Here is a 23,536-nt window from a genome sequence, read left to right as displayed (position 1 = left end):
CTCGCCTCAGGCAGGCGGCGGACCGTCCTCGCGGCGTCCGCCGTCCTCACCGCCCCAGCCTGCGCGCGAGCGCCGCTGCCGCGCCGCTTCGCGCTCCTGGGCGAACAGCTCCTCGAGCTGCTGGCGGCCCAGCTTGGCCATCGCGATCAGCCTGGCCTCGTCGCCGAAATGCGGCCGCATCGCCTCCACCTGCGCGAGGTTGTGCCGGCGGAAGCGCAGCGCCAGGGTGCGCGCCTGGTGGCGCTCGAAGCCGAGCAGTTCCAGCACGCTGCGCCCGCTCATCAGTGCCGAATCCAGCGTCTCGCGCTCGATCCACTCGATGCCGAGGTTGCGCAGTTCCAGCAGGTGCGTGACGTTGCGTGCACGGGCCACGATCGTCAGCCGCGGGAAGTGCTGGCGCGCCAGCCGGGCGACTTCGAGGCTCTGCGCGACGTCGTCGATCGCCAGCACCAGCACACGCGCCTGTTCCGCGCCGGCGCTGCGCAGCAGGTCCAGCCGCGTCGCGTCGCCGTAGTACACCTGCCAGCCGAAGCGGCGCACGGCCTCGACCTGCTCGGCATCGTGCTCGAGCACGGTGGCCGAGAGCCCGTTGGCGTAGAGCAGGCGGCCGACGATCTGCCCGTAGCGGCCGAAGCCGGCGATGATCACCGGCGCGCGCTGCGTGTCGTCGATGCGGTCGTAGGTCGCGTCCCGCGCCTGCGCGGCCAGCCGGCGGGCCCAGAAGCGGTCGGACAGCAGCAGCACCAGCGGCGTGAGCAGCATCGACAGCGCCACGGCGGCGACCAGCAGCGACGAGGTGGGCGCGTCGATCACCGCTGCGCCCGCGGCGGTCTGGAAGACCACGAAGCCGAACTCGCCACCCTGAGCCAGCAGGATGATGAAGGGCGGACGTTCGGCCGGCGGCAGCGGCATCGCCCGGCCCATGGCCCACAGCACCGCGGCCTTGAGCAGCAGGAAGCCGGTGACGAGGCCGGCCACGAGCAGCGGCTGTGCGAGCACCACGGCGAAGTCGATGCTCATGCCCACGGCGATGAAGAACAGGCCGAGCAGCAGGCCCTTGAAAGGCTCGATGTCGGTCTCCAGCTCGCGGCGGTACTCGCTCTCGGCGAGCAGCACACCGGCGAGGAAGGCGCCCAGCGCCATCGACAGCCCGGCCGACTGCATCAGCGCCGCGGTGGCCACCACCAGCAGCAGCGAGGCGGCGGTGAAGATCTCCGGCGTCTTGCTGCGCGCGATCCAGCGCAGCGCCGGGCGCAGCAGCAGCCGGCCGCCGAGCACGATGATCGCGATCACCCCGGCGGCCCTGGCCGCACCCAGCCAGCCGCGGCCGGCCTCGTGCGCGCCGGCAGCGGCCAGCAGCGGCACGAAGGCGAGGACGGGGATGGCGGCCACGTCCTGCAGCAGCATCACGCTGAGCACGCTCTGGCCGGAGCGGGTGGCCATCAGGTTGCGCTCGGCGAGCACGCCCAGGCCGATGGCGGTGGAGCTCATCGCCAACCCCAGCGCGCCCACCAGCGCCAAGCGCCAGTCCACGGCGAACAACATGGCGGCTCCCGTCATCAGCGCCGCCGAGCCGAACAGCTGCACGCTGCCCCAGCCGAAGATCGGCCGCCGCAGAGCCCACAGCCGCCGCGGCTCCAGCTCCAGGCCGACGAGGAAGAGCATCAGCACCACGCCGAACTCGGCGAAGTGCAGCATGTGCTGCGGATCGGAGACGAGCTTCAGTCCCCAGGGCCCGATGGCGACGCCGGCGGCGAGGTAACCGATGATCGAGCCCAGACCCAGCGCCCTGGCCAGCGGTACGGCGAGCACCGCGGCGGCCAGGTAGACCAGGCTGCCGGTCAGCCAGGAGCCGTGCTCCATCAGTGCGATCCCGCCTCGGCCGGCGGCCGCGCCGAGGCCGGCACGTCGCAGGCCACGCACTCGGCCAGATCGGCCAGTTCCGGCCAGTCGGGGTAGCTGGCCAGGCGGTCGGCGAAGAGGCGGGCGTGCTCGGCGATCGTGGCGTCGCCGACGCGATGCGCGCCATGCAGGATCAGCGGCGGCAGGAAGCGCATGCCGCACAGCGCCGCCGTCTGCTCGACGGGCGGCAGGAAGGCGTCGAAGAAGTAGCGGTTGTAGCTGTCCGGCCGGTAGGACTCCTGGGGCCCGCCGGTGGTCATCGCGAGCCACAGGTCCTTGCCCTGCAGCGCGTGCCCGCCCGGGCCGTAGGCCCAGCCGAAGGCGAGAACCTCGTCGAGCCAGAGCTTCATCAGCGGCGGCATCGAGTACCAGTGCACCGGGTGCTGCCAGACCACCAGCTTCGCGCCCGCCAGCAGGGCCTGCTCGGCGCTCGCGTCGATCAGGTAGTCGGGGTAGAGCGCGTAGAGGTCGCGCACCTCCACGCGGCCCTTCGAGGCCGCCGCCACTTCGCCGGCGGCGCGCATCAGGGCGCGGTTGGCGCGCGAGTGCTCGATCTGCGGGTGCGCCACCAGGACCAGCACCTCGGGCGCGTCGGGCGGCGGGAGCATGGTGTGGGGTTGCAGGGGATGGGGTGGCCGGAACGCTGCCGTTACCATAACCGCAAACGCCGAACAACCAGATGCAGATGCGAGGACGGAGGTCCAGATGCCGGTGATCGTGGTGGCCAATCCCAAGGGGGGCGTGGGCAAGAGCACGCTGTCGACCAACCTGGCGGGCTACCTGGCCTCGCGCGGCCATGCCGTGATGCTCGGCGACGTCGACCGCCAGCAGTCGGCGCTGACCTGGCTGGCCATCCGGCCGAAGGGCTTGCCGGCCATCGGCACCTGGGACACCGCGCACGGCGAGACCGTGCGCCCGCCCAAGGGCACCACCCACGTGGTGCTGGACACGCCGGCCGGCCTGCACGGCAAGCGCCTCGACGAAGTGATGAAGCTCGCCGACAAGGTGATCATCCCGATCCAGCCGAGCATCTTCGACATCCATGCCACCCACGCCTTCGTGCGCGACCTGCTCGCCCACCGGCGCAGCGACAAGGTGAAGTTCGCCATCGTCGGCATGCGCGTGCGCGAGGGCACGATCTCCTCCGACCATCTGCGGGCCTTCGTCGAGGGCCTGAAGGTGCCGGTGCTCACCTTCCTGCGCGACACGCAGAACTACGTCCACCTCGCTGCGCACGGCCTGACCCTGTGGGATGTCAGCCCGTCGCGCTTCGAGCGCGATCTGGCGCAGTGGAAGCCGATCGTCGAGTGGGCGGAAGCATGAGGAGCTTCGAGTCGCTGGAGCAGTTCGGTGTGCTGGTCGGCCAGGTGGTCGGCACCAGCGAGTGGATCACCGTCACGCAGGAGCGCATCGACGAGTTCGCGCGCGCCACCGGCGACCTGCAGTGGATCCACGTCGATCCGATCCGTGCCGCGGCCGGCCCCTTCGGCACGACCATCGCACATGGCTTCCTGACGCTGTCGCTGCTGCCCCTCATGGCCGAGTCGGCGATCGAATTTCGCAACGTGCGCATGGGCGTCAACTACGGCCTGAACAAGGTGCGCTTCCCGGCGCCGGTGCCGGTGGGCAGCAGGCTGCGCGGGCATTTCAAGCTGGCCGCCTTCGAGGCCATCGAGGGCGGCGCACAGATCACCATGGAAGTGACGATGGAGCGCGAAGGCTCCGCCAAGCCGGTGTGCGTGGCCGAGTCGCTCTCGCGGCGCTACCTCTGAGCCGCCCTGACGCACGGCGCGCCGCGACGGCCCTGCCGCGGGGGGCGCGTCGCGGCACGGGTTGGCGGGCGGCCGGTGGGCTACGATCCAGGCCGCACGAACTGCGGAGGCCGAGGCGATGAAAGTCCTGCTGATCGATGACCACCCGCTGATCCTCTCGGCGCTGCAAAGCGTCATCCAGGGACTGGGCGACGACGTCACCGTGGTCGGCGCGGGCAGCGCGAAGGCGGCGCGCGAGGCCCTGCAGGCCGACTCGGACTTCGACCTCGTGCTGCTCGACCTCGCGCTCGGCGACGCGCACGGCTTCGACGTGCTGACCGAGTTCCGGGCCCAGTACCCCTCGCTGCCGGTGGTGGTGGTGTCGGCCTCGGACCGCAGCAGCGACGTCATCCATGCCATCGACCTCGGTGCGATGGGCTTCGTGCCCAAGCGCGCGAGCAACGAAACGCTGTTCGAGGCGCTCAACGTCGTCATGTCCGGTGGCATCTACGTGCCGCCGATGACCATGGGCTCCGAGTCCTCGCCGCTCAGGCCCGAGGGCGACACCGTGCCCAGCGTGCTGCGCGTGGTGCGCGAGCAGGCCGAAGCCGGCGAGGTACAGGCACAGCCGCCGCTGGCCTCGCTGGGCCTCACGCCGCGCCAGACCGACGTGCTGGCGCTGCTGCTGCAGGGCAAGCCGAACAAGCTGATCGCGCGCGACCTCAACCTGTCGGTGGAGACGGTGAAGGACCACGTCGCCGCCGTGCTGCGCGCGCTCAACGTCAGTTCGCGCACCCAGGCCGTGCTGGCGGTGAGCCAGATGACGCAGAAGGGCGGCCTGAGCGCATGGCGCAACCCGACGCGCTGAACGCCACGGCCGTGCCCGCGGGCCGGCCCGAGGCGCCATCGCGCGAGGCGCTGTTGCCCGACGAGGTGCTGGCGCTGTACGCCTTCACCGGCGCGACGCTGGCCGGCTTGGCCGGAGGCTTCGGCCTCATGCTGATGCTGTTCTGGGGCGTCGTGCCGGCGCCGCTGTTCGCGGCGTGGTCGGCACTCTTCGTCGGGCTGTGGATCGTGCGCGTCGTTCTTGCGCGTGCCTTCCGCCGCACCTACAAGCGCGGTGCGCCGATGGACTGGAAGCGCTGGCAACTGCGCTGGAACGTGCTGACCCTGTGTTCCGCGTCGGCGTGGGGGCTCTCGGGCTGGCTCTTCTACTCCAGCGCCATCGGCATCCAGCAGACCGGGCTCGTCCTGACCATCTACACGTTCTGCATCGCGGTGGTGCCGGTGCTCGGCAACCATCCCCGCATGTTCGTCGCCTACGTGGCGATCTGCTTCACGCCGCTGATCGTGCGCATCGCGCTCGGTGCGGACGTGTACAGCTACCAACTCGCCGGCATGCTGGCGGTGATCGTCTCGCTGACGACGGTGCTGGCGCGCAACTACCGGCACACGTTGCAGCGTCTGCTCGAGCACAAGCTGCGCGCCGACGGCCTGGCCGCGCAGTTGCGCGTCGAGAAGCAGGCGGCCGAGGCGGCGCGCCAGGAGGCCGAGGTGGCCAACCGGGCGAAGACGCAGTTCTTCACCGCGGCGAGCCACGACCTGCGCCAGCCGCTGCACGCGATGGGCCTGTTCGCCGAGGCGCTGCGCCAGCGCACCCACGAGCCCGAGGTGGCCCACCTCGTGAACAGCATCAATGCCTCGGTCGATGCGCTGGAGGGGCTGTTCTCGGAGCTGCTGGACATCACGCGCATCGATGCCGGCGGCGTGGAGGTGCGGCCTCAGCACTTCGAGGTGGAGGACATCCTGCGCAAGCTGCGCCTGCACTTCGAGCCCACCGCCTTCGAGAAGGGGCTGGCGCTGAAGCTGCGCGGCGGCGCGCGCGTGGTGCACGCCGACCCGCTGCTGGTCGAGCGCATTCTGCGCAACCTGGTCAGCAACGCGATCCGCTACACCGACGACGGCGGCGTGCTGGTGGCGGCACGCCGGCGCGGCGACAGGGTGCTGTTGCAGGTGTGGGACTCGGGGCTGGGCATTCGCGAGGACGAGCAGCACAAGGTGTTCGAGGAGTTCTACCAGGTACCCAACACGCCGGCGGCGGCGCCGCACCAGCGCAAGGGCCTGGGGCTGGGGCTGGCGATCGTCAAGCGGCTGGCCGACCTGATGGGCGCGCCCATCTCGCTGCGTTCGCAACCCGGGCGAGGCACGGTGTTCACGCTCGAATTGCCCGCCGGCGCGAAGCCGAAGCCGCAGACCGCACCGCCGTCGGGCAAGGGGCCGCCCGGGCTGACGCTGGACGGCCGCCTGATCGTCGTCGTCGAGGACGAGCCGGCAGTGCGCAGCGGCCTGGAGGTGCTGCTGCAGGGCTGGGGCGCGCAGATCGCCTCGTTCGACAGCGTTGCCGAGTGCAGCGCCTGGGCCGCGTCGGCCGACCCGGCGTTGGTGCGGCCCGACCTCCTCATCGTCGACTACCGGCTGGAGAGCGGCCGCAACGGCGTCGACGCGATCAGCGCGCTGCGTGCGCGCTTCGGCGCGCGCTTGCCGGCGATCGTCGTCACCGGCAGCACCATGAGCGCACTCGACAAGGAGGCGCAGGAGAAGGACTTTCACCTGCTGCTCAAGCCGGTGGTGCCCAACAAGCTGCGCGCGATGATCGCGTTCAAGCTGGGCGTGAAGAGTGCGGGCTGAGCCTCGCGCGAAGTTCGAACGAAGGGAGGGAACGATGAACTGGTTCGTGGCCGTGGTGAAGCAGTACGCCGTGTTCGGCGGGCGCGCGCGGCGCAAGGAGTACTGGATGTTCGCGCTCATCGCGCTGCTGATCGCCATCGGCATCGGCGTGATCGACGTCCTGCTGCGCACCAAGGGGCTGCTCGGCAACCTGTTCGGGATCGCGATGCTGCTGCCCAGCCTGGGCGTCACGGTGCGCCGCCTGCACGACACCGACCGCAGCGGCTGGTGGATCCTGATCGGCTTCGTGCCGGTCATCGGCGGCATCGTGCTGCTCGTCTTCATGTTCCTGGTCGGCACCGCCGGCAGCAACCGGTATGGCGCGGACCCCTTGCAGGAGCCCGAGCCAGTCTAGGCTAGGTCGGCTCGTAGGCCAGCCGCACGTAGATCGGCGCGAAGGCCTCGGCCTGCGTCACTTCGAGCAGGCGCTCGCGAGCCAGCTCGAGCATGGCAATGAAGGTGACCACCATCACCTGCGGGCCGCGGCCCGGGTCGAACAGGTCCTCGAACAGCGCGAAGCGCCGGCCCTGCAGCCGGCGCAGCACGATGCTCATGTGCTCGCGCACGCTGAGCTGCTCGCGCGTGATGGTGTGATGCTGGTTCAGCCTGGCGCGACGCAGGATGTCGGCCCAGGCGGCACGCAGGTCGTCGGGGTCGACATCGGGGAAGCGCGGCGCCAGCGCCTGCTCGATCGTCACCTGCGCGCGCAGGAAGTCGCGGCCGAGCAGCGGCAGCGCGTCGAGCCGGGCGGCGGCGAGCTTGATCTGCTCGTACTCGATCAGCCGGCGCACCAGTTCGGCGCGCGGATCCTCGGGCTCTTGGCCGTCCTCGGACTTCTTCGGCGGCAGCAGCATGCGCGACTTGATCTCGATGAGCATCGCCGCCATCAGCAGGTATTCGCTGGCGAGCTCGAGGTTGGTCTTGCGGATCTGCTCGACGTAGGCGAGGTACTGGCGCGTCACGTCGGCCAGCGGGATGTCGAGGATGTTGAAGTTCTGCTTGCGGATCAGGTAGAGCAGCAGGTCCAGCGGGCCTTCGAAGGCCTCGAGGAAGACTTCCAGCGCATCCGGCGGGATGTACAGGTCCTGCGGCAGCGCGAACAGGGGCTCGCCGTACAGGCGGGCGACGGCGATGCCGTCGACCGCCGCCGGCGGCAGCGCCTGCACTTCGGGCGTGGGCGGGGGAATCTCCGGCACCTGCGGCGCCGTCTGCGTCTCGCTCACTGGCCCTTGGTCTGGTAGACGTAGGGTTGCTGAGGCACGCGTGCGTCGCGGAACTCTTCCTGCGCCTGGCGGTCGACGCGCTTGTCCCACAGCAGGGCGCGTCCGGTTCGCTGCTCCTCCTCGAGCGTCGGCCGGGCGGCCTTCAACTGCTCGATGAAGTGGGTGACGTCGGAGGTGTAGGGCTTCCAGAACAGCGGCATGGCGCGGGTGGGGCTCGGAGGAAAGGGCGCGATTTTAGCCGGCCGACCCGCCACGCCTGCTTACAACTTGACCATCACGTGCCGCGGCACGGTGTAGTCCTCCAGCGCGTACATCGACATGTCCTTGCCGTAGCCGGAGGACTTCAGCCCGCCGTGCGGCATCTCGTTGACGAGCATGAAATGGGTGTTGATCCAGGTGCAGCCGTACTGCAGCCGCTTGGCCACCCGCATGGCGCGGGCCACGTCCTGCGTCCACACACTGGAGGCCAGGCCGTACTCGCTGTCGTTGGCCCAGCCGATCACCTGCTCCTCGTCGCCGAAGCGCGTCACCGAGACCACCGGGCCGAACACCTCGCGCTGCACGATCTCGTCGTCCTGGCGCGCCCCGGCGATCACCGTCGGCTCGTAGAAGAAGCCGCCGCCCTGGCGCAGCTTGCCGCCGGTGACGATCTCCATGTGGCCGGCCATCTGCGCACGCTCGACGAAGCTCGCCACGCGGTTGCGCTGGCGGTCGCTGATCAGCGGCCCCAGCTCGACGCCGTCCTCGTCCTGCGTGCCCATCTTCAGCGTCGCCACGGCGCTGCTGAGCTCGGCGACCAGGCGGTCGTGCACCCTGGCGCCGGCGTAGATGCGGCAGGCGGCGGTGCAGTCCTGGCCGGCGTTGTAGTAGCCGAAGGTGCGCACGCCCTCGACCACCGCGGCCACGTCGGCATCGTCGAAGACGATCACCGGCGCCTTGCCGCCGAGCTCGAGGTGGGTGCGCTTGAGCGTGCCCGAGGCGGCCTGCAGGATCTTGCGGCCGGTGGACACGTCGCCGGTGATCGACACCATGCGCACGTGCGGGCTCTCCACCAGCGGCTGGCCGACGCTGGGCCCGCGGCCGCAGACGACGTTGAGCACGCCGCGCGGCAGGATCTCGGCGGCGATGCGCGCGAACAGGAGCGCGCTCAAGGGTGTCTGCTCGCTGGGCTTGAGCACCACCGTGTTGCCCGCGGCGAGCGCCGGCGCCGTCTTCCACGCTGCCATCATCAGCGGATAGTTCCACGGCGCGATCGAGGCGACGACGCCGACGGGGTCGCGGCGGATCATGCTGGTGTGGCCGGGGAGGTACTCGCCGGCGATCGAGCCGGTCATGCAGCGCGCCGCGCCGGCAAAGTAGCGGAAGCAGTCGGCGATCGCCGGGATCTCGTCGCCGAGCGCGCGCGCGTACGGCTTGCCGCAGTTCAGCGACTCGAGCCGCGCGAACTCCTCGGCGCGCGACTCGATCGCGTCGGCGAGCTTGAGGAGCATGCCGGAACGCTCGGCCGGCGTGGTCTGCGACCAGCTCGCGAAGGCGCGGTGCGCTGCCGAGGTGGCGCGCGTGAGCTGCTCCGGCGAGGCCTCGTGCACCTCGCACAGCTGCTCGCCGGTGGAGGGGTTGAGGATCGCCTCGCTCGCGCCCTCGCCGCGCACGCGCTGGTGGTCGATGAGCAGGTCGGTGATGAATTCCACGTGGGCCATGGTGGTGTCCTTGCAGGAAGGTGGGCGTCGCCTCAGCGGCGCTGGCTGTCCTCGTCGGCGCGCGTGAGCCAGTACGCGGCGACGATGGGAACGAAGGTGAGCAGGATGACCAGCACCGCCACGACGTTGGTGACCGGTCGCTGCCGCGGGCGGATCAGCTCCTGCAGCATCCAGATCGGCAGCGTGGTCTGCTGGCCGGCGGTGAAGGTGGTGACGATGACCTCGTCGAAGCTCAGCGCGAAGGCGAGCAGCGCGCCGGCGAGCAGCGCCGAGCCGAGCTGCGGGAGGATGACGTGGCGGAAAGTCTGGAAGGCGTTCGCGCCGAGGTCCATCGAGGCCTCGATCAGCGACGGGCTCATGCGCCGCAGCCGCGCCACCGCGTTGTTGTAGACCACCACGACGCAGAAGGTGCCGTGGCCGATGACGATGGTCCAGAAGGAGAACGGGATCTCCATCGCGTGGTAGGCCGAGCGCAGCGCCATGCCGGTGAGCACGCCGGGCAGCGCGATCGGCAGGATGAGCAGCAGGCTGATCGCCTCGCGGCCGAAGAAGCGCGTGCGCGCCAGCGCGCCGGCGGCCAGCGTCCCCAGCACCAGCGCCAGCGCCGTGGCCAGTGCGGCGACCTGCGCCGAGAGCTTCATGGCCGCCCACACGTCCTCGCGCTCCATGGCCACGCCGAACCACTGCGTGGTCAGCGCCGGCGGCGGGAACACATAACTCTTGTCCTCGGCGCTGAACGCGTAGAGCACGATCAGCACCAGCGGCAGGTGCAGGAACAGCACCGCCCCGCCGGTGGCGAGCTTCAGCGCGAGCGAGGCCTCAGAGCGCATCGAAGGCCCCCTTGCGCTTGGCGAACCACAGGTACAGCGCGATGACGACGATGGGCACCAGCGCGAACGCCGCCGCGAAGGGCAGGTTGCCGGCCACGCCCTGCTGGCGGTACACCACCTGGCCGATGTACAGCGTGGAGTTGCCGATGACCTGCGGGATGATGTAGTCGCCCAGCGTCAGCGAGAAGGTGAAGATCGAGCCGGCGGCGATGCCCGGCATGGCCATCGGCAGGATGACCCGGCGCAGGGTCTGGTTCGGGGCGGCGCCCAGGTCGGCCGAGGCTTCCAGCAGCGAGGGTGGGATGCGTTCGATCGCCGCCTGGATGGGCAGGATCATGAACGGCAGCCACATGTAGACGAACACGATGAAGGTGCCCAGCGGCGAGAAGGACAGCGAGTTGCCGCCGACCACCGGCAGCGCGAGCAGCGCGTCGAGCAGCCACTGCAGGTGCAGCGTCTGCGCCGCCCAGGAGATCGCACCCTCCTTGGCGAGCAGCAGCTTCCAGGCGTACAGACGCACCAGATAGCTCGACCACAGCGGCAGCATCACCGCGATGTAGAGCATCGCCTTCGTGCCGCCGCGCGCGTGGCGCGCCATGTAGTAGGCGATCGGGAGGCCGATCGCCGTGCAGGCCACGGTGACCAGCAGCGCCATCAGCGTGGTGCGCAGCGCGACGTCCAGGTTGGCCGGCTCGAAGATCGCGCGGAAGTTCGACAGGCCGATCTCGTGGACGATCTGGCCGGAGAAGTCGTCGAGGCGGAAGAAGCTGTGCGCCAGCAGGCTCAGCAGCGAGCCCAGGTAGACGATGCCGAACCACAGCAGCGGCGGCCCGAGCAGCAGGCCGAGCAGCAGGCCGCGGCGCGTGACCAGCAGCACCGAGATGCGGTCGGCGAGGCCGGGCGCAGCCGCCGCAGTGTTCATGCGGGTGTGTCCTGGATGACATGCACGGCGGCCTCGGGCCAGTGCAGGTGCACTTCGGCGCCCAGCGCGGGCGGCTCGGGCAGCTTTGCCACCGGCACGTCGGCCATCAGCCGTTCGCCGCCGGGGAGGTCCACGGACAGGCGCCAGAACGCGCCGAAGTACTGCGCCTCGGCCAGCGGCCCGCCGGCGCGTGCGCCTTCGGCGGCGCCGAGGCTGACGAGTTCGGGGCGGATCATCACCGCGTCGGCCTCGGCGTGGCGGCGCGCGATCTCGCCGTGCAGCACGTTGGCCGAGCCGACGAACTCCGCGACGAAGCGGGTGCGCGGCTTGCCGTACAGCTCGGCTGGCGTCGCCACCTGCTCGAGCCTGCCCTGGTTGAACACACCGATGCGGTCGCTCATCGACAGCGCCTCGTGCTGGTCATGGGTGACGAACACGAAGGTGATGCCGAGCTGGCGCTGCAGCCGCTTGAGCTCGCCCTGCATCTGCTCGCGCAGCTTGAGGTCGAGCGCGCCCAGCGGCTCGTCGAGCAGCAGCACCTTGGGCTGGTTGATCAGCGCGCGGGCCAGGGCGACGCGCTGCCGCTGTCCGCCGGAGAGTTGCACCGGCCGGCGTGCGCCCATGCCGGGCAGGCGCACCAGCTCGAGCATCTCCTCGGCGCGCTTTGCGCGTTCCGCCTTGGGCGTGCCGCGCACCATCAGGCCGTAGGCGACGTTCTCCGCGATCGTCATGTGCGGGAACAGCGCGTAGTCCTGGAACACCGTGTTCACCGGCCGCTGGAAAGGCGGGCGGCGACTGACGTCCTCGCCGTCGATCCGGATGCTGCCGGCGCTCGGCAGCTGGAATCCGCCGATCATGCGCAGACAGGTGGTCTTGCCCGAGCCCGAGGGCCCGAGCAGGGTGAAGAATTCCCCGCGCTCGATGGCGAGGTCGACGTTGTCGACCGCGCGCACCGCCTTGCCCGCGGTGTCGAAGATGCAGGAAACCTGTGCGAGCTGGACAGCGGTCATGCCGGCCCCTCGTCCGTCGGGGACGCCGGGCGATTCCCCGAAGGGATGCCGGCCGGCCGGGGCGCGGTCCGGCGTCCGGCCAGCATCACGGTCGATGTCACGTCGGTCGACTCAACGGCCGCCGAGCACGGCGATGTAGTCCGACACCCACTTGTGGTACGGCACGCACTGGTCGTTCTGCGTCTTGCACTTCGAAGTGGGCGTCTTCCAGAACGCGATCTTGTCGAACGAGCCCAGGCCCTGGCGCTCGCAGCCGCCGTCGCCGAGCAGCTTGTTGCCCTTGCAGGCGTCGAGCACCGCCGGCACCGAGCCGAACCAGGCCGCCAGGTCGCCCTGCAGCTTCGGGTTGATCGAGTGCTCCAGCCACATGTAGGCGCAGTTGGGGTGCTTGGCCTCGGCGTGCATCATCGTCGTGTCGGCCCATCCGGTCGCGCCCTCGACGGGCACCACGGTGGCGATCGGCGCCTTCTTGCTGCCCAGGATGTTGGCCTGGAACTGCCAGCTGCTCGAGGCGGCCACGCCTTCGTTGGTGAAGTCATCGATCTGCACGAAGGCGTCGTGCCAGTACTTGCCGACCAGCTTGCGCTGGCCGCGCAGCAGGTCGAGCGCAGCCTTGTACTGCGCCTCGTTGAGCTCGTACGGATCCTTGATGCCGAGCTCGGGCTTCTTCTTCATCAGGTACAGCGCGGCGTCGGCGATGTAGATCGGGCCGTCGAAGGCCTGCACGCGGCCCTTGTTGCTCTTGCCGTCGGGCAGGTTCTGCTCCTCGAAGACCACGCTCCACGACGTCGGCTTCTTGTCGCCGAACACCTTGGTGTTGTACATGAGCACGTTCCAGCCCCACTGGTAGGGCACGCCGTAGTGCTGGCCGTTGACGTAGTGCCAGGGCGCCTTCTGCAGCCGCGCATCGACCTTGCCGTAGCTGGGTACCAGCGCGGTGTTGATCGGCTGCACGCGCTTGCCGGCGATCAGGCGCATCGACGCGTCGCCCGAGGCGGTGACGAGGTCGAAGCCGCCTTCGTTCATCAGCGCCACCATCTCGTCGGAGGTGCCGGCGGTCTTCACGTTGACCTTGCAGCCGGTCTTCTTCTCGAAGTCGGTGACCCAGTCGAAGTTCTTGTCGGTGGCGCCGCGTTCGATGTAGCCGGCCCAGGCGACGATGTCGACCTGACCCTCGCCCTTGCCGATGGCCTTGAGCGGCTGCATCTGCTGGGCGAACGAGGCGCTGGCGAGGGCCGCCGTGGCCGCCGCGACGGCGGCGATGTGGATGGACTTCATGCGGTGCATCTCCTTGGAGCAGGCCTGCCTTGCCGGCATGGGCGAACGGTTCGCCGGCCGAAGGACGCCGCGGAGTGTTCCGCATGGACAGCGGTGGCGAAAAGTTCAATATTGGCAGCCCGCCCGTTCTCGAAAATCGATATCCGGGTCAACCCGAGGCCGAGGTCGCATGCAGCGCCACTTCACGCTCAAGCAGTTCCGCTACTTCCTGGCGGTGTCCGAGGCCGCCTCGGTGGCCGGAGCGGCTCGCATGCTGAACATCGCGCAGTCGGCGCTGACCAAGAGCATCCAGGATCTGGAGGACACGCTCGGCGCCGCGCTGTTCGAGCGCAGCAGCCGCGGCATGGTGCTGACGCAGCAGGGCTGGCGCTTCCAGGCCAGCGCGCGCAAGGTGCTGTCCGCAGTGGCCGAGGCCGGCACGGTCGACAACGACCGCGCCGAGACGCTGTCAGGCAACCTGGTCATCGGCGTGACCAGCCTGGTGGCCGGCTACTACCTCGCCGAGCTGTTCGCCCGCTTCGCGCGCTCGCATCCTTCGGTGCAGATCCAGGTGGTGGAGGACGATCCGCCCTTCCTCGAGCACCTGCTGATCAACGGCGAGCTGGACCTGGCGATCATGGTCTCCAACGCGCTCGGCGAGCCGCACGCGCTGGTCGTGGAGGAGCTGACGCGCTCGCAGAACCGGGTGTGGATGGCGTCCAGCCACGGGCTCGCCGACCGACCGACGCTGAGCCTGGCCGACTGCGCCGCGCACCCCCTGGTGGTGCTGGAGGCCGACCGCATCGAGGGCGTGCTGCGCGCCGTCTGGTCGCGCTACGGGCTGCAGCCGAAGGTGATGATGCGCACCGGCTCGCTGGAGGCGGTGCGTTCGCTGATCGGCGTGGGCGCCGCGATCACCATCCTGCCCGACTTCCTCTACCGCCCCTGGACGCTGGACGCGCAGCACATCGAGGCGCGCAGTCTCGGCGACGCCGTGCCGACCATCGACGTCGGCCTGGTCTGGCGGCGCGGCTCGCGCACGCGCGAGGTGGTGCAGGAATTCATCGAGATCGCGCGCGAGCAGGCGCGCTCGGGCCGCATGCGCTGAGCCCGGTCAGGCCTCGATGCGCCGCAGGTTCTGCGCAGCGTCGAAGAACTGGTGCGGTTCGCCGAGCAGCCACCGGGCCAGCTCGTCCAGCCGCGCCGAGCCGACCTCGATGGCCGGCAGCTCCAGGGTGATGGTCTCGAACCCGTCGAAGTTGGTCATCTTGAAGTGCAGACGGCCGTTGTCGTGGTCGGGCGTGACCTGCACCGCCAGCGCGAAGTCGACGACCAGCTCGTAGCGCATCTCCTGCAGCTTGTTGTTCTCCGGGTGGCGTACCGGCTGCGCGTGCACCGGCGCGCCACCCTGGCGCAGGCGCGACTCGATCTTCTCGATGTCGGGCAGGAAGTCCTTCACCAGCGCGAGCTTCTGGCCGTTGCGCAGCCGGCCGTGCAGCGCGATGTAGTCGTGCACGTCGTGGCCGCGCAGCTTCTTGCGCCGTGCGTCGACCTTCAGGTCGACGATCGGCAGTTGCTCGAAGGACGTGCGGCGATCGAGCACGTAGCGCACCTTGGACGCCGGCTTGAGCACCTCGAGCTGGCGGATCAGCGTGTCGAAGTAGGTGAAGGTGGTCTTGCAGGCGGCTTCGGCGAGCAGCGTGTTGCGCTCGGCAGCGGCCAGGTCAATGGTCTGTCCCGCCTTGGCCGCTTCGGCCTGGCGCTTGAGGTCGTCGAGGAAACCCACGTGCTGATGGTCTGACCGTGTTGAGCGGCGGAGCATATCGCAGCAGGCCGGCGGGCGTTTCATCAAGGCTCGGGGGCGGCTCTGTCACGATGGCGCCATGACGGAGATCGAGTTGAAGTTCCAGGTGCCCCGGGAGCGGCGCGAGGCGGTGGCGGCGGCCGTGGCCGGCCGCGCCGGCGCGGCGAGCGTGCAGCGCCTGCAGGCGGTCTACTTCGACACCGCCGGGGGCGAACTCGCGGCGGCCGGCGTGGCCCTGCGCGTGCGCCGCGAAGGGCCGCGCTGGGTGCAGACGCTGAAAGCCGCATCGGACGACGCGATGACGCGCCTGGAGCACAACGTCGAGCGTGCCGGCCGCGCCAGCGAGCCGCCGCTGCCGGACCCCGCATTGCACGAAGGCACGGCAGCCGGTGCGCGGTTGGCCGCGGCGCTCGCCGGAGTGCCGGACGCCGCGCTGCAGTGCCAGTACCGCACCGACATCCGCCGCACGGCGCGCCAACTGCGCGTGCGCGGCGCCACGCTGGAGCTGGCCTTCGACCGCGGATGCATCATCGCCGGCGAGCGGCGGCTGCCCGTCTGCGAACTGGAGATCGAGTTGCTGCGCGGCTCAGCTGCCGCGCTGCTCGGCACCGCGCGCCAGTGGGTGGCGCGGCACGGCTTGTGGCTGGACACGCGCAGCAAGGCCGAACGCGGCACCCTGCTCGCTGCGGGCCAGCCGCGCTCACCGGCACGCAAGGCCGCGACGGTCGAGCTTCGCGCCGACATGGGCGTCAGCGCTGCGCGTCGCTGCGTGCTGGGCGAATGCCTGCAGCAGGTGTCCGTCAACGCCAGCCAGGTGGCGGGCGGCGATTTCGGCGACGAGCATGTGCACCAGTTGCGTGTCGGCCTGCGGCGCCTGCGCACGGCGCTGCGCCTGTTCGACGTTGCGGGGGAGGCAGTCGCGCTGAGCGAGGCCAGCGCGGCGCTGTTCGGTGCGCTCGGCGCGGCGCGCGACCTGGCCGCGGTGGGCGCGCCGCTGCGCGAGCGGCTGGGTCAGGCGATGTCCGCCGCCGGCGTGGCACTCGCGGCGCCCGCGCTGCCGCTGGGCGGGGCGGCCGAGCCGGCCGAGTCGATGCGCGCGGCGGCTGCGCAAGCCTTGCTGCTGGACCTGATCGCCGCGACGCTGCCGGGAGACGCGGCGGAGGCCGAAGCGCCTGCTGCCGAAGCCCTGGCCCGCCGGCTCCGCCGCTGGCATCGCGGTGTGGCCAGGGACGCCGCGAACTTCGCCGCGCTCGACGACGAGGGCAAGCACCGCCTGCGCAAGCATGTCAAGCGCCTGCGCTATGCCGTCGAGTTCACGCAATGCCTGCTCGGTGCGAAGAAGGTCTCGCGCTACCTGCGTGCGCTGGCGGCGCTGCAGGAGCGTCTGGGGGCGCTGAACGACGTGATGGTCGCGATCGACGCGTTCCGCGAGCCGGCTGCGCACGACCCGGCCGCCGGCTTCGCGCTGGGCTGGCTGGCGGCCCGGCGCGAGGCGCTGATCGCCGACTGCACGCCGGCGATCGAACGCCTCGCCCGCACCCGGCGGCCCTGGAAAGGCTGAGCCGGATTCCCTCAGCGCACGCGCAGGCCCGGCGTGGCGCCTGGCCAGGGCTCGAGGACGTAGAGGCCCGGGTGGGTCTTCTCGTCGGCATGGCTGGCGGCCAGCACCATGCCCTCGCTGATGCCGAATTTCATCTTGCGCGGGGCGAGATTGGCCACCATCACCGTGAACTTGCCGATCAGGTCTTCGGGCTTGTACGCCGACTTGATGCCCGAGAAGACGTTGCGTGTGCGGCCCTCGCCGACGTCCAGCGTGAGGCGCAGCAGCTTGTCGCTGCCCTCGACATGCTCGCACTGGACGATCTTGGCGATGCGCAGGTCGACCCTGGCGAAGTCGTCGACCTTGATCTCGGCGGCCAGCGGTTCGCCGCCGGGCGGCGGCAGCTCGACCTTCGGCGGCTCGAAGAGCTTGTCCAGCAGGGCCGGGTCGACGCGCTGCATCAGGTGCTTGTACTCGCCGATGACGTGGCCGCCGAGCGCGCGCGAGGCGTCCGCGAAGGTCATCGGCGCCACCTTCAGGAACGCCTCGACCTGAGTGGCCAGCGCCGGCAGCACCGGCTTGAGGTAGATGGTGAGCACGCGGAAGGCCTCGATGCACACCGTGCAGACGTCGTGCAGCACGGCGTCCTGGCCCGCCTTCTTGGCCAGCTCCCAGGGCCTGTTCGCATCCACGTACTCGTTGACGCGGTCGGCCAGCAGCATGATCTCGCGCAGCGCCTTGCCGTACTCGCGCTCCTCGTAGAGCCGCTCGACCTCGGCGCGGTGGGCACGCAGGCCGTCGAGCAGGGTGCGGCCCTCCACGCCGATGTCCGACGACAGCTTGCCGGCGAAGCGCTTGCTGAGGAAGCCGGCGGCCCGGCTGGCGATGTTGATGTACTTGCCGACCAGGTCGCTGTTGACGCGGGCGACGAAGTCGTCGGGATTGAAGTCGATGTCCTCGACCTTCGAGTTCAGCTTGGCGGCGATGTAGTAGCGCAGCCACTCGGCGTTCATGCCGAGCTCGAGGTATTTCAGCGGCGAGATCCCGGTACCGCGGCTCTTGCTCATCTTCTCGCCGCCGTTGACGGTGATGAAGCCGTGCACGAACACCTTGTCCGGCGTCTTGCGGCCGCTGAAATGCAGCATCGCCGGCCAGAACAGGGTGTGGAAGTAGGTGATGTCCTTGCCGATGAAGTGGACCTGCTCGAGGGCCGGATCCTTCATCAGCGCGTCGTAGTCGCGCCCGGATTTGGCGCAGTAGTTCTTCAGCGAGGCGAGGTAGCCCACCGGGGCGTCGAGCCAGACGTAGAAGTACTTGTCCTCGGTGTCGGGAATGCGGATGCCGAAATACGGCGCGTCGCGGCTGATGTCCCAGTCCGCGAGGCCGACGCGGCCTTCCTCGTCGGTGGCGAACCACTCGCGGATCTTGTTCAGCACCTCGCCCTGAAGACGGCCGGGCGTCTGCGTCCACTCCTGCAGGAAGTCCAGGCAGCGCTGCGACGACAGCTGGAAGAAGTGGTGCTCGCTGCTCTTCATCACCGGCGTCGCGCCGGTCAGGGTCGAGTAGGGATTCTTCAGCTCGGTGGGTGTGTAGACCGCACCGCAGACCTCGCAGCTGTCGCCGTACTGGTCCTTCGCGCCGCACTTCGGGCATTCGCCCTTGATGTAGCGGTCGGGCAGGAACATGCCCTTCACGGGATCGTAGAACTGCTCGATCGCGCGCACGGCGATCAGGCCCTGGCGGCGCAGCGCGAGATAGATGTCGCGCGCCAGCTCGTGGTTCTCGGCGCCGTCGGTCGAGTGCCAGTTGTCGAAGCCGATGTGGAAGCCATCGAGGTACTGCGCGCGCCCGGCGGCGATCTGCTCGACGAATTCCTGCGGCGTGAGCCCGGCCTTCTCGGCGGCGATCATGATCGGCGCGCCGTGCGCGTCGTCGGCGCAGACGAAGTGCACCTCGTGGCCCAGCATGCGCTGGAAGCGCACCCAGATGTCGGCCTGGATGTACTCCATCATGTGCCCGACGTGGAACGGCGCGTTCGCGTAGGGCAGGGCAGTGGTGACGAAGAGCTTGCGGGTCATGGGGGGCAGCAGCCGGCGCGGGAAACGCCGATTCTAGGCCGCCCCCGCCACGGCACCCTGGCCTGCTGGCGCGCCGTGCGGCAGGGGTCAGTCGAACATCAACTGCGGCAGCAGCAAGCTGATCTGGGGGATGTAGGTGACCAGCAGCAGGAACAGCAGCAGGATGGAGAGCCACGGCAAGGCGGCGCGCGTGACCTGCACCAGACTCATGCCGGTGATGCCTGAGGTGACGAACAGGTTCAGGCCCACCGGCGGCGTGATCATGCCGATCTCCATGTTGACCACCATGATGATGCCCAGATGGATCGGATCGATGCCCAGCTGCGTGGCAATCGGGAAGAAGATCGGCGCGAGGATCAGGATGATGCCAGTGGGCTCCATGAAGTTGCCTGCCACCAGCAGAATGATGTTGACCACCAGCAGGAACATCCACGGCTGCATGCCCGCGGCCAGGATGTGCTCCGCAATGGTCTGCGGAATGCGCTCGGTGGTCAGCACGTGGGCAAAGAGCAGCGCGTTGGCGATGATGAACATGAGCATCACCGTGGTCTTGCCGGCTTCCAGAAACACCTCGGGGAGCTTCTTCACACTGATGTCGCGGTAGACGACCACGGCCACGAAGACGGCGTAGACCGCGGAAACGGCAGCCGCTTCGGTCGGCGTGAAGATGCCGCCGTAGATGCCTCCCATGATGATGACCAGCAGCATCAGCCCCCAGACCGACTCCCGAAAGGTCTTCCAGACCTCGGCAGCGCCGGCCCTCTCGGTCTTGGTCAGCGTCAGCTTGCCGGCTCGCCACCACACGGCGAACGCCAGCATGAAGGCCAGCAGCAGCCCTGGCACCACGCCGGCCATGAACATGCGGCCCACCGATACCTCGGTGACGGCGGCGTACACGACCATCACGATGGACGGCGGAATCAGGATGCCCAGCGTGCCGGCATTGCAGATGACGCCGGCGCCGAATTCCTTCGGGTAGCCGCTGCGCACCATGCCGGCGATGACGATGGAGCCGACCGCCACCACGGTGGCGGGACTGGAACCGGAAACCGCCGCGAACAGCGTGCAGGCCAGAACGCCTGCGATCGCCAGGCCGCCGCGAAGGTGGCCGACCGCTGCGATGGCGAAGTTCACCATGCGCTTGGCCACGCCGCCGGTGCTCATCAGCGCGCCGGCGAGCACGAAGAAGGGGATCGACATCAGCGTGTAGTGCTCGCTGGTCTCGAAGATCTTGATGGTCATGCTGGCCAACGAGTCCTGCCCGACAAGCAGGATGGTCAGCAGGCTGGACAGCCCCAGCGAGATGGCCACGGGCATGCCCAGGGCCATGAGGACGAACAGCGTGGTGAACAGGATGATGGTGTTCATGCCTCAGACTCCTGCGACTTGAGCTTTAGTGCTTCGGCCGCCTCGTCGGCGAGGTGCAGGCTGTCCGACTTACCGCTGACCAGTTGCCACAGCACCTGCAGGAAGCGGAAGGTCAGCAGCAGGTAGCCGAACGGCAGGATCGATCGCACCACCCAGACCGGGATGGGCAGATCCTCGAGCTCGACGCCGACCATCTTCATCTTGCTCACGTAGGTCCAGGCGCCGACGATGACGATGCCGGCGTACAGCAGGCACAGCATCACGACGACGATCGACGTCGCCCGGCGGACCCCGGCAGGGAACAGGCGGACCAGGGCATCGACCCCGATGTGGGCGCCCACCCTGACGCCGTAGGAGATGCCCACGAAGATCATCACGGCGAAGAACACCGTGGTCAGCTCCAGCGCCCAGGTGAAGCCGGAATTGAACACGTAGCGCAGGACGACCTGCACGAAGGTAAGCGCGGTCATGGCGGCCAGCATGAGCATGACCAGCCACTCCTCCAGACGATCGAGCCAGCGCATCTTGTGTCTCCCCCGACGGCCAGGTGCACGGCCGGGGCCACCGGGGGTGGCCCTGCCGGGCGGAACCGGGCGCAGATTACTTCTTGTTGGCGGCGAGTGCAGCGTCGACGATGTCCTTGCCGATGTCGCCCTCGAACTTCTTCCACACCGGCTTCATGGCCTCGCGCCACTGGGCCTGCTCGGCCTTGCTCATCGGCAGCACCTCGGCCTTCTTGTCGGCGATGACCTTCTTGCGGAAGGCATCGTCTTCGTCGAATGCCACCTTGTTGCCGTACTTGATCGATTCCGTCATGGCTTCGTCCAGGCCCTTGCGCACGTCGGGCGGCAGCTTGTCCCAGAAGGAGGCATTGGCGATGACCATGTAGTCGAGCACGCCGTGGTTGGAGTCCATGACGTACTTCTGGACCTCGTGGAACTTCTTCGTGTAGATGTTCGACCACGGATTCTCGGTGCCGTCCACCACGCCCGTCTGCAGTGCCTGGTAGACCTCGGCGAAGGCGAGCTTCTGCGGGTTGCCGCCGACGGCCTTGAACTGCGCCTCGAGCACGTCGGAGCTCTGGATGCGGAACTTCAGGCCCTTGGCGTCGGCCGGCGTGCGCAGCGGCTTGCTGGCCGAAAGCTGCTTCATGCCGTTGTGCAGGTAGCCCAGGCCCTTGATGCCCTTCTTGGTCATCGAGTTCAGCAGCTCCTGCCCCTTGGGGCTGGCCTGGAAGCGGTCCACCGCGTCGATGTCGTCGAACAGGAAGGGCAGGTCGAACACCTGCAGCTTGGGCGTGTACTTGGCGAACTTGGCCAGCGACGGCGCGATGATCTGCACGTCTCCCAGCAGCAGTGCTTCCATCTCCTTGCCGTCGCCGAACAGCTGGCTGTTCGGGAAGACCTGCACCTCGACCTTGCCGGGCAGCTTCTTCTCGGCGAGTTCCTTGAACTTCAGCGCGGCCTGACCCTTCGGTGTCTGGTCGGCCACGACGTGGCTGTACTTGATGACGATCGGCTGCGCGTGCGCGAAGGCATGCGCAAGGCAGAGGGCTGCCGATGCGGCCAGGAGGCGAACTCTCATGGGGGTCTCCTATTGTGGGGTGTCGGACGGAAATCGAATTGCACAAATGTACGTGCCCACGCACCGCCTGGAAATGTGGAAACTACGTCAATGGGCGGTGGCCGGCGATGGCGGCTGCCCCGCCGTCGCCCCACCCCCCCGGGGCCGGCACCCGGGCCGCGGCGGCGAGTCCACCCTGCTGCCGAGTCGCCTGTGGCACTCCCGCTAGACTTGCGGCCTCCGAATCCTGAAGCCGACCACCTCATGTCCCTGAACCCGCAGGCCGTCACCGAGGCGCTCAAGTCCGTGATCGATCCGAATACCGGCAAGGACTTCGTGTCCACCAAGCAGCTGAAGAACCTGAAGATCGAAGGCGGCGACGTGTCCTTCGACGTCGAACTCGGCTATCCGGCGAAGAGCCAGATCCCGGCACTGCGCAAGGCGCTGATCGCCGCGGCGCGCAGCGTGCCCGGCGTCGACAACGTCAGCGCCAACCTCGGCACGAAGATCATCGCTCACGCGGTGCAGCGCGGCGTGCAGTTGTTGCCCAATGTCAAGAACATCGTCGCCGTCGCCTCGGGCAAGGGCGGCGTCGGCAAGAGCACCACCGCCGTCAACCTCGCGCTGGCGCTGGCCGCGGAGGGCGCGGCGGTGGGCATCCTCGATGCCGACATCTACGGCCCCAGCCAGCCGATGATGATGGGCATCGAAGGCCGCCCGGAGAGCGCCGACGGCAAGACCATGGAGCCGCTGGAGAACTACGGCGTGCAGGTGATCTCGATCGGCTTCCTGATCGAGCCCGACAACCCGATGATCTGGCGCGGCCCGATGGCCACGCAGGCGCTCGAGCAACTGCTGCGCCAGACCAACTGGAGCAACCTCGATTACCTGATCATCGACATGCCGCCGGGAACCGGCGACATCCAGCTGACGCTCTCCCAGCGCGTGCCGCTGACCGGCGCGGTGATCGTTACCACGCCGCAGGACATCGCCCTGCTCGATGCCAGGAAGGGCATCAAGATGTTCGAGAAGGTGGGCGTGCCCATCCTCGGCATCGTCGAGAACATGGCGGTGCACGTGTGCGAGAAGTGCGGCCATGTCGAGCACATCTTCGGCGAGGAGGGCGGCAAGCGCATGGCGGCCGAGTACCAGATGGACTACCTCGGCGCGCTGCCGCTGAACCTGTCGATCCGGGTGCAGGCCGACGCCGGCCGGCCCACCGTGGTCAGCGACCCCGACGGCGAGATCGCCGGCCTGTACAAGAGCGTGGCCCGCCAGGTGGCGGTGAAGATCGCGCAGCGCGCGAAGGACTTCAGCTCGAAGTTCCCGACCATCTCGATCTCCAAGAACACCTGAGAGGCCGTCGCCGATGACCGAGCGCCCTGCCGTGACCGTCGCGGTCGTGATGGAGCGCGACTTCCAGCCCAACCGCTGGGAGGACTGGCGCCACCGCATCGTCGAGGTCGTGCCGATGGAGGCGGCCTTCGGCGACGCGCCCCGCGTGCTGCGCGACGACGGCAAGCTACAGCGCACGCTGCACCCCGGCTTCACGGTCGAACTGTTCGCCGACGAGGGCGAGGGCTACTACCTGAATCTGACCAGCGGCGCACCGGTGTGGTTCGTCGTCTGGCGCAGCGACGACGAGGATCCGTCGCGCGCCTGGCCCGAGCAGGTGACGCTGTCGTACAACGAGGCCGGTCGCCGCATGGACGCCCAGGAGCGCGTCGACAACGTGCCGCTGCAGGCGGAACTGCGCGACTGGCTGCAGGCGTTCACCGACACGAACTACAGGCCCGAGCCCAAGCAGCGCAAGCGTCCGGCGTCGTTCCGGGCGCCGGATCAGCGCGGGCCGTGAGGCGCC

At 69.1% G+C, this 23,536-nt stretch carries 23 protein-coding genes; 9 read left to right on the top strand and 14 right to left on the bottom strand.

Annotated elements, in window-relative coordinates; genetic code table 11:
* Positions 1-6 precede the first annotated feature (6 nt).
* Positions 7-1,863, bottom strand: a complete 1,857-nt coding sequence (gene kefC, locus Q0599_RS16730) for a glutathione-regulated potassium-efflux system protein KefC (protein WP_298831706.1) — start codon at positions 1,861-1,863, stop codon at positions 7-9.
* Complete coding sequence (locus Q0599_RS16725) at positions 1,863-2,510, bottom strand: NAD(P)H-dependent oxidoreductase (protein ID WP_298831705.1); 648 nt, start codon at positions 2,508-2,510, stop codon at positions 1,863-1,865. Before Q0599_RS16725 ends, kefC begins: the two co-directional genes overlap by 1 nt.
* 97 nt (positions 2,511-2,607) lie before the next feature.
* On the opposite strand from Q0599_RS16725, the gene Q0599_RS16720 reads away from it, so the two are divergent.
* From Q0599_RS16720 to Q0599_RS16700, 5 genes are all read left to right on the top strand, one after another.
* Positions 2,608-3,225 carry a ParA family protein gene (locus tag Q0599_RS16720; protein WP_298831704.1) on the top strand — a complete coding sequence of 206 codons (618 nt, stop codon included), beginning with the start codon at positions 2,608-2,610 and terminating at the stop codon, positions 3,223-3,225.
* Positions 3,222-3,674, top strand: a complete 453-nt coding sequence (locus Q0599_RS16715) for a MaoC family dehydratase (protein ID WP_298831703.1) — start codon at positions 3,222-3,224, stop codon at positions 3,672-3,674. The genes Q0599_RS16720 and Q0599_RS16715 overlap by 4 nt, the downstream gene beginning before the upstream one ends.
* A gap of 118 nt (positions 3,675-3,792) precedes the next feature.
* Complete coding sequence (locus Q0599_RS16710) at positions 3,793-4,521, top strand: response regulator transcription factor (RefSeq protein WP_298831702.1); 729 nt, start codon at positions 3,793-3,795, stop codon at positions 4,519-4,521.
* Positions 4,500-6,341, top strand: a complete 1,842-nt coding sequence (locus Q0599_RS16705) for an ATP-binding protein (protein WP_298831701.1) — start codon at positions 4,500-4,502, stop codon at positions 6,339-6,341. The genes Q0599_RS16710 and Q0599_RS16705 overlap by 22 nt, the downstream gene beginning before the upstream one ends.
* 34 nt (positions 6,342-6,375) lie before the next feature.
* On the top strand, positions 6,376-6,735 hold the full coding sequence (locus Q0599_RS16700) for a DUF805 domain-containing protein (RefSeq protein WP_298831699.1): 360 nt from the start codon (positions 6,376-6,378) through the stop codon (positions 6,733-6,735).
* A gap of 1 nt (position 6,736) precedes the next feature.
* On the opposite strand, the gene Q0599_RS16695 is transcribed toward Q0599_RS16700, so the two are convergent.
* From Q0599_RS16695 to Q0599_RS16665, 7 genes are all read right to left on the bottom strand, one after another.
* The gene (locus tag Q0599_RS16695) at positions 6,737-7,576 is read right to left on the bottom strand and encodes a ScpA family protein (protein ID WP_298832749.1); all 840 of its coding nucleotides are present in this window, start codon (positions 7,574-7,576) and stop codon (positions 6,737-6,739) included.
* Between the two features lie 23 nt (positions 7,577-7,599).
* Positions 7,600-7,803, bottom strand: coding sequence for a DUF3460 family protein (locus tag Q0599_RS16690; protein ID WP_298831697.1), 204 nt, complete (start codon positions 7,801-7,803; stop codon positions 7,600-7,602).
* 60 nt (positions 7,804-7,863) lie between these two features.
* Positions 7,864-9,303: a gamma-aminobutyraldehyde dehydrogenase gene (locus Q0599_RS16685; protein ID WP_298831695.1), complete on the bottom strand. Its 1,440-nt coding sequence runs from the start codon at positions 9,301-9,303 to the stop codon at positions 7,864-7,866.
* A 32-nt stretch (positions 9,304-9,335) separates the two neighbouring features.
* Complete coding sequence (locus Q0599_RS16680) at positions 9,336-10,133, bottom strand: ABC transporter permease (RefSeq protein WP_298831693.1); 798 nt, start codon at positions 10,131-10,133, stop codon at positions 9,336-9,338.
* Positions 10,123-11,055: an ABC transporter permease gene (locus tag Q0599_RS16675; RefSeq protein ID WP_298831691.1), complete on the bottom strand. Its 933-nt coding sequence runs from the start codon at positions 11,053-11,055 to the stop codon at positions 10,123-10,125. Before Q0599_RS16675 ends, Q0599_RS16680 begins: the two co-directional genes overlap by 11 nt.
* The gene (locus Q0599_RS16670; RefSeq protein WP_298831689.1) at positions 11,052-12,065 is read right to left on the bottom strand and encodes an ABC transporter ATP-binding protein; all 1,014 of its coding nucleotides are present in this window, start codon (positions 12,063-12,065) and stop codon (positions 11,052-11,054) included. The genes Q0599_RS16675 and Q0599_RS16670 overlap by 4 nt, the downstream gene beginning before the upstream one ends.
* A gap of 111 nt (positions 12,066-12,176) precedes the next feature.
* Entirely contained in the window at positions 12,177-13,343 is a 1,167-nt protein-coding gene (locus Q0599_RS16665) for an ABC transporter substrate-binding protein (RefSeq protein ID WP_298831687.1), read from the bottom strand.
* Between the two features lie 169 nt (positions 13,344-13,512).
* Here Q0599_RS16665 and Q0599_RS16660 point away from each other — a divergent pair, with 169 nt between their 5' ends.
* Positions 13,513-14,430 (top strand): LysR family transcriptional regulator, encoded by a 918-nt coding sequence (locus Q0599_RS16660; RefSeq protein ID WP_298831685.1) that lies wholly within the window; start codon positions 13,513-13,515, stop codon positions 14,428-14,430.
* Positions 14,431-14,436: 6 nt separating this feature from the next.
* Here the strand turns inward: Q0599_RS16660 and Q0599_RS16655 are convergent, their stop codons facing one another.
* Positions 14,437-15,108: a hypothetical protein gene (locus Q0599_RS16655; protein ID WP_298831682.1), complete on the bottom strand. Its 672-nt coding sequence runs from the start codon at positions 15,106-15,108 to the stop codon at positions 14,437-14,439.
* Between the two features lie 97 nt (positions 15,109-15,205).
* On the opposite strand from Q0599_RS16655, the gene Q0599_RS16650 reads away from it, so the two are divergent.
* Complete coding sequence (locus tag Q0599_RS16650; RefSeq protein ID WP_298831679.1) at positions 15,206-16,687, top strand: CYTH and CHAD domain-containing protein; 1,482 nt, start codon at positions 15,206-15,208, stop codon at positions 16,685-16,687.
* An 11-nt stretch (positions 16,688-16,698) separates the two neighbouring features.
* Here the strand turns inward: Q0599_RS16650 and metG are convergent, their stop codons facing one another.
* The 4 genes from metG to Q0599_RS16630 form a co-directional block, all read right to left on the bottom strand.
* Complete coding sequence (gene metG / locus Q0599_RS16645) at positions 16,699-18,744, bottom strand: methionine--tRNA ligase (RefSeq protein WP_298831676.1); 2,046 nt, start codon at positions 18,742-18,744, stop codon at positions 16,699-16,701.
* Positions 18,745-18,831: 87 nt separating this feature from the next.
* A complete protein-coding gene (locus Q0599_RS16640) occupies positions 18,832-20,112 on the bottom strand; it encodes a TRAP transporter large permease (protein ID WP_298831674.1) in 1,281 nt (426 codons plus the stop codon).
* Entirely contained in the window at positions 20,109-20,636 is a 528-nt protein-coding gene (locus tag Q0599_RS16635; RefSeq protein ID WP_298831671.1) for a TRAP transporter small permease, read from the bottom strand. Before Q0599_RS16635 ends, Q0599_RS16640 begins: the two co-directional genes overlap by 4 nt.
* Positions 20,637-20,712: 76 nt before the next feature.
* A complete protein-coding gene (locus tag Q0599_RS16630; protein ID WP_298831666.1) occupies positions 20,713-21,696 on the bottom strand; it encodes a TRAP transporter substrate-binding protein in 984 nt (327 codons plus the stop codon).
* A 243-nt stretch (positions 21,697-21,939) separates the two neighbouring features.
* Between Q0599_RS16630 and apbC the strand changes: the two genes are divergently transcribed.
* Positions 21,940-23,031, top strand: coding sequence for an iron-sulfur cluster carrier protein ApbC (apbC, locus tag Q0599_RS16625; protein ID WP_298831663.1), 1,092 nt, complete (start codon positions 21,940-21,942; stop codon positions 23,029-23,031).
* 13 nt (positions 23,032-23,044) lie between these two features.
* On the top strand, positions 23,045-23,530 hold the full coding sequence (locus Q0599_RS16620; RefSeq protein ID WP_298831660.1) for a DUF3305 domain-containing protein: 486 nt from the start codon (positions 23,045-23,047) through the stop codon (positions 23,528-23,530).
* Positions 23,531-23,536: the final 6 nt, after the last annotated feature.

The sequence above is a fragment of the uncultured Piscinibacter sp. genome (assembly GCF_937952055.1).
In the GTDB taxonomy this organism is placed as follows: domain Bacteria; phylum Pseudomonadota; class Gammaproteobacteria; order Burkholderiales; family Burkholderiaceae_C; genus Piscinibacter.
The sequence above is the reverse complement of the archived record's forward strand: the minus strand, read 5'-3'. Positions and strand labels throughout refer to the sequence as shown.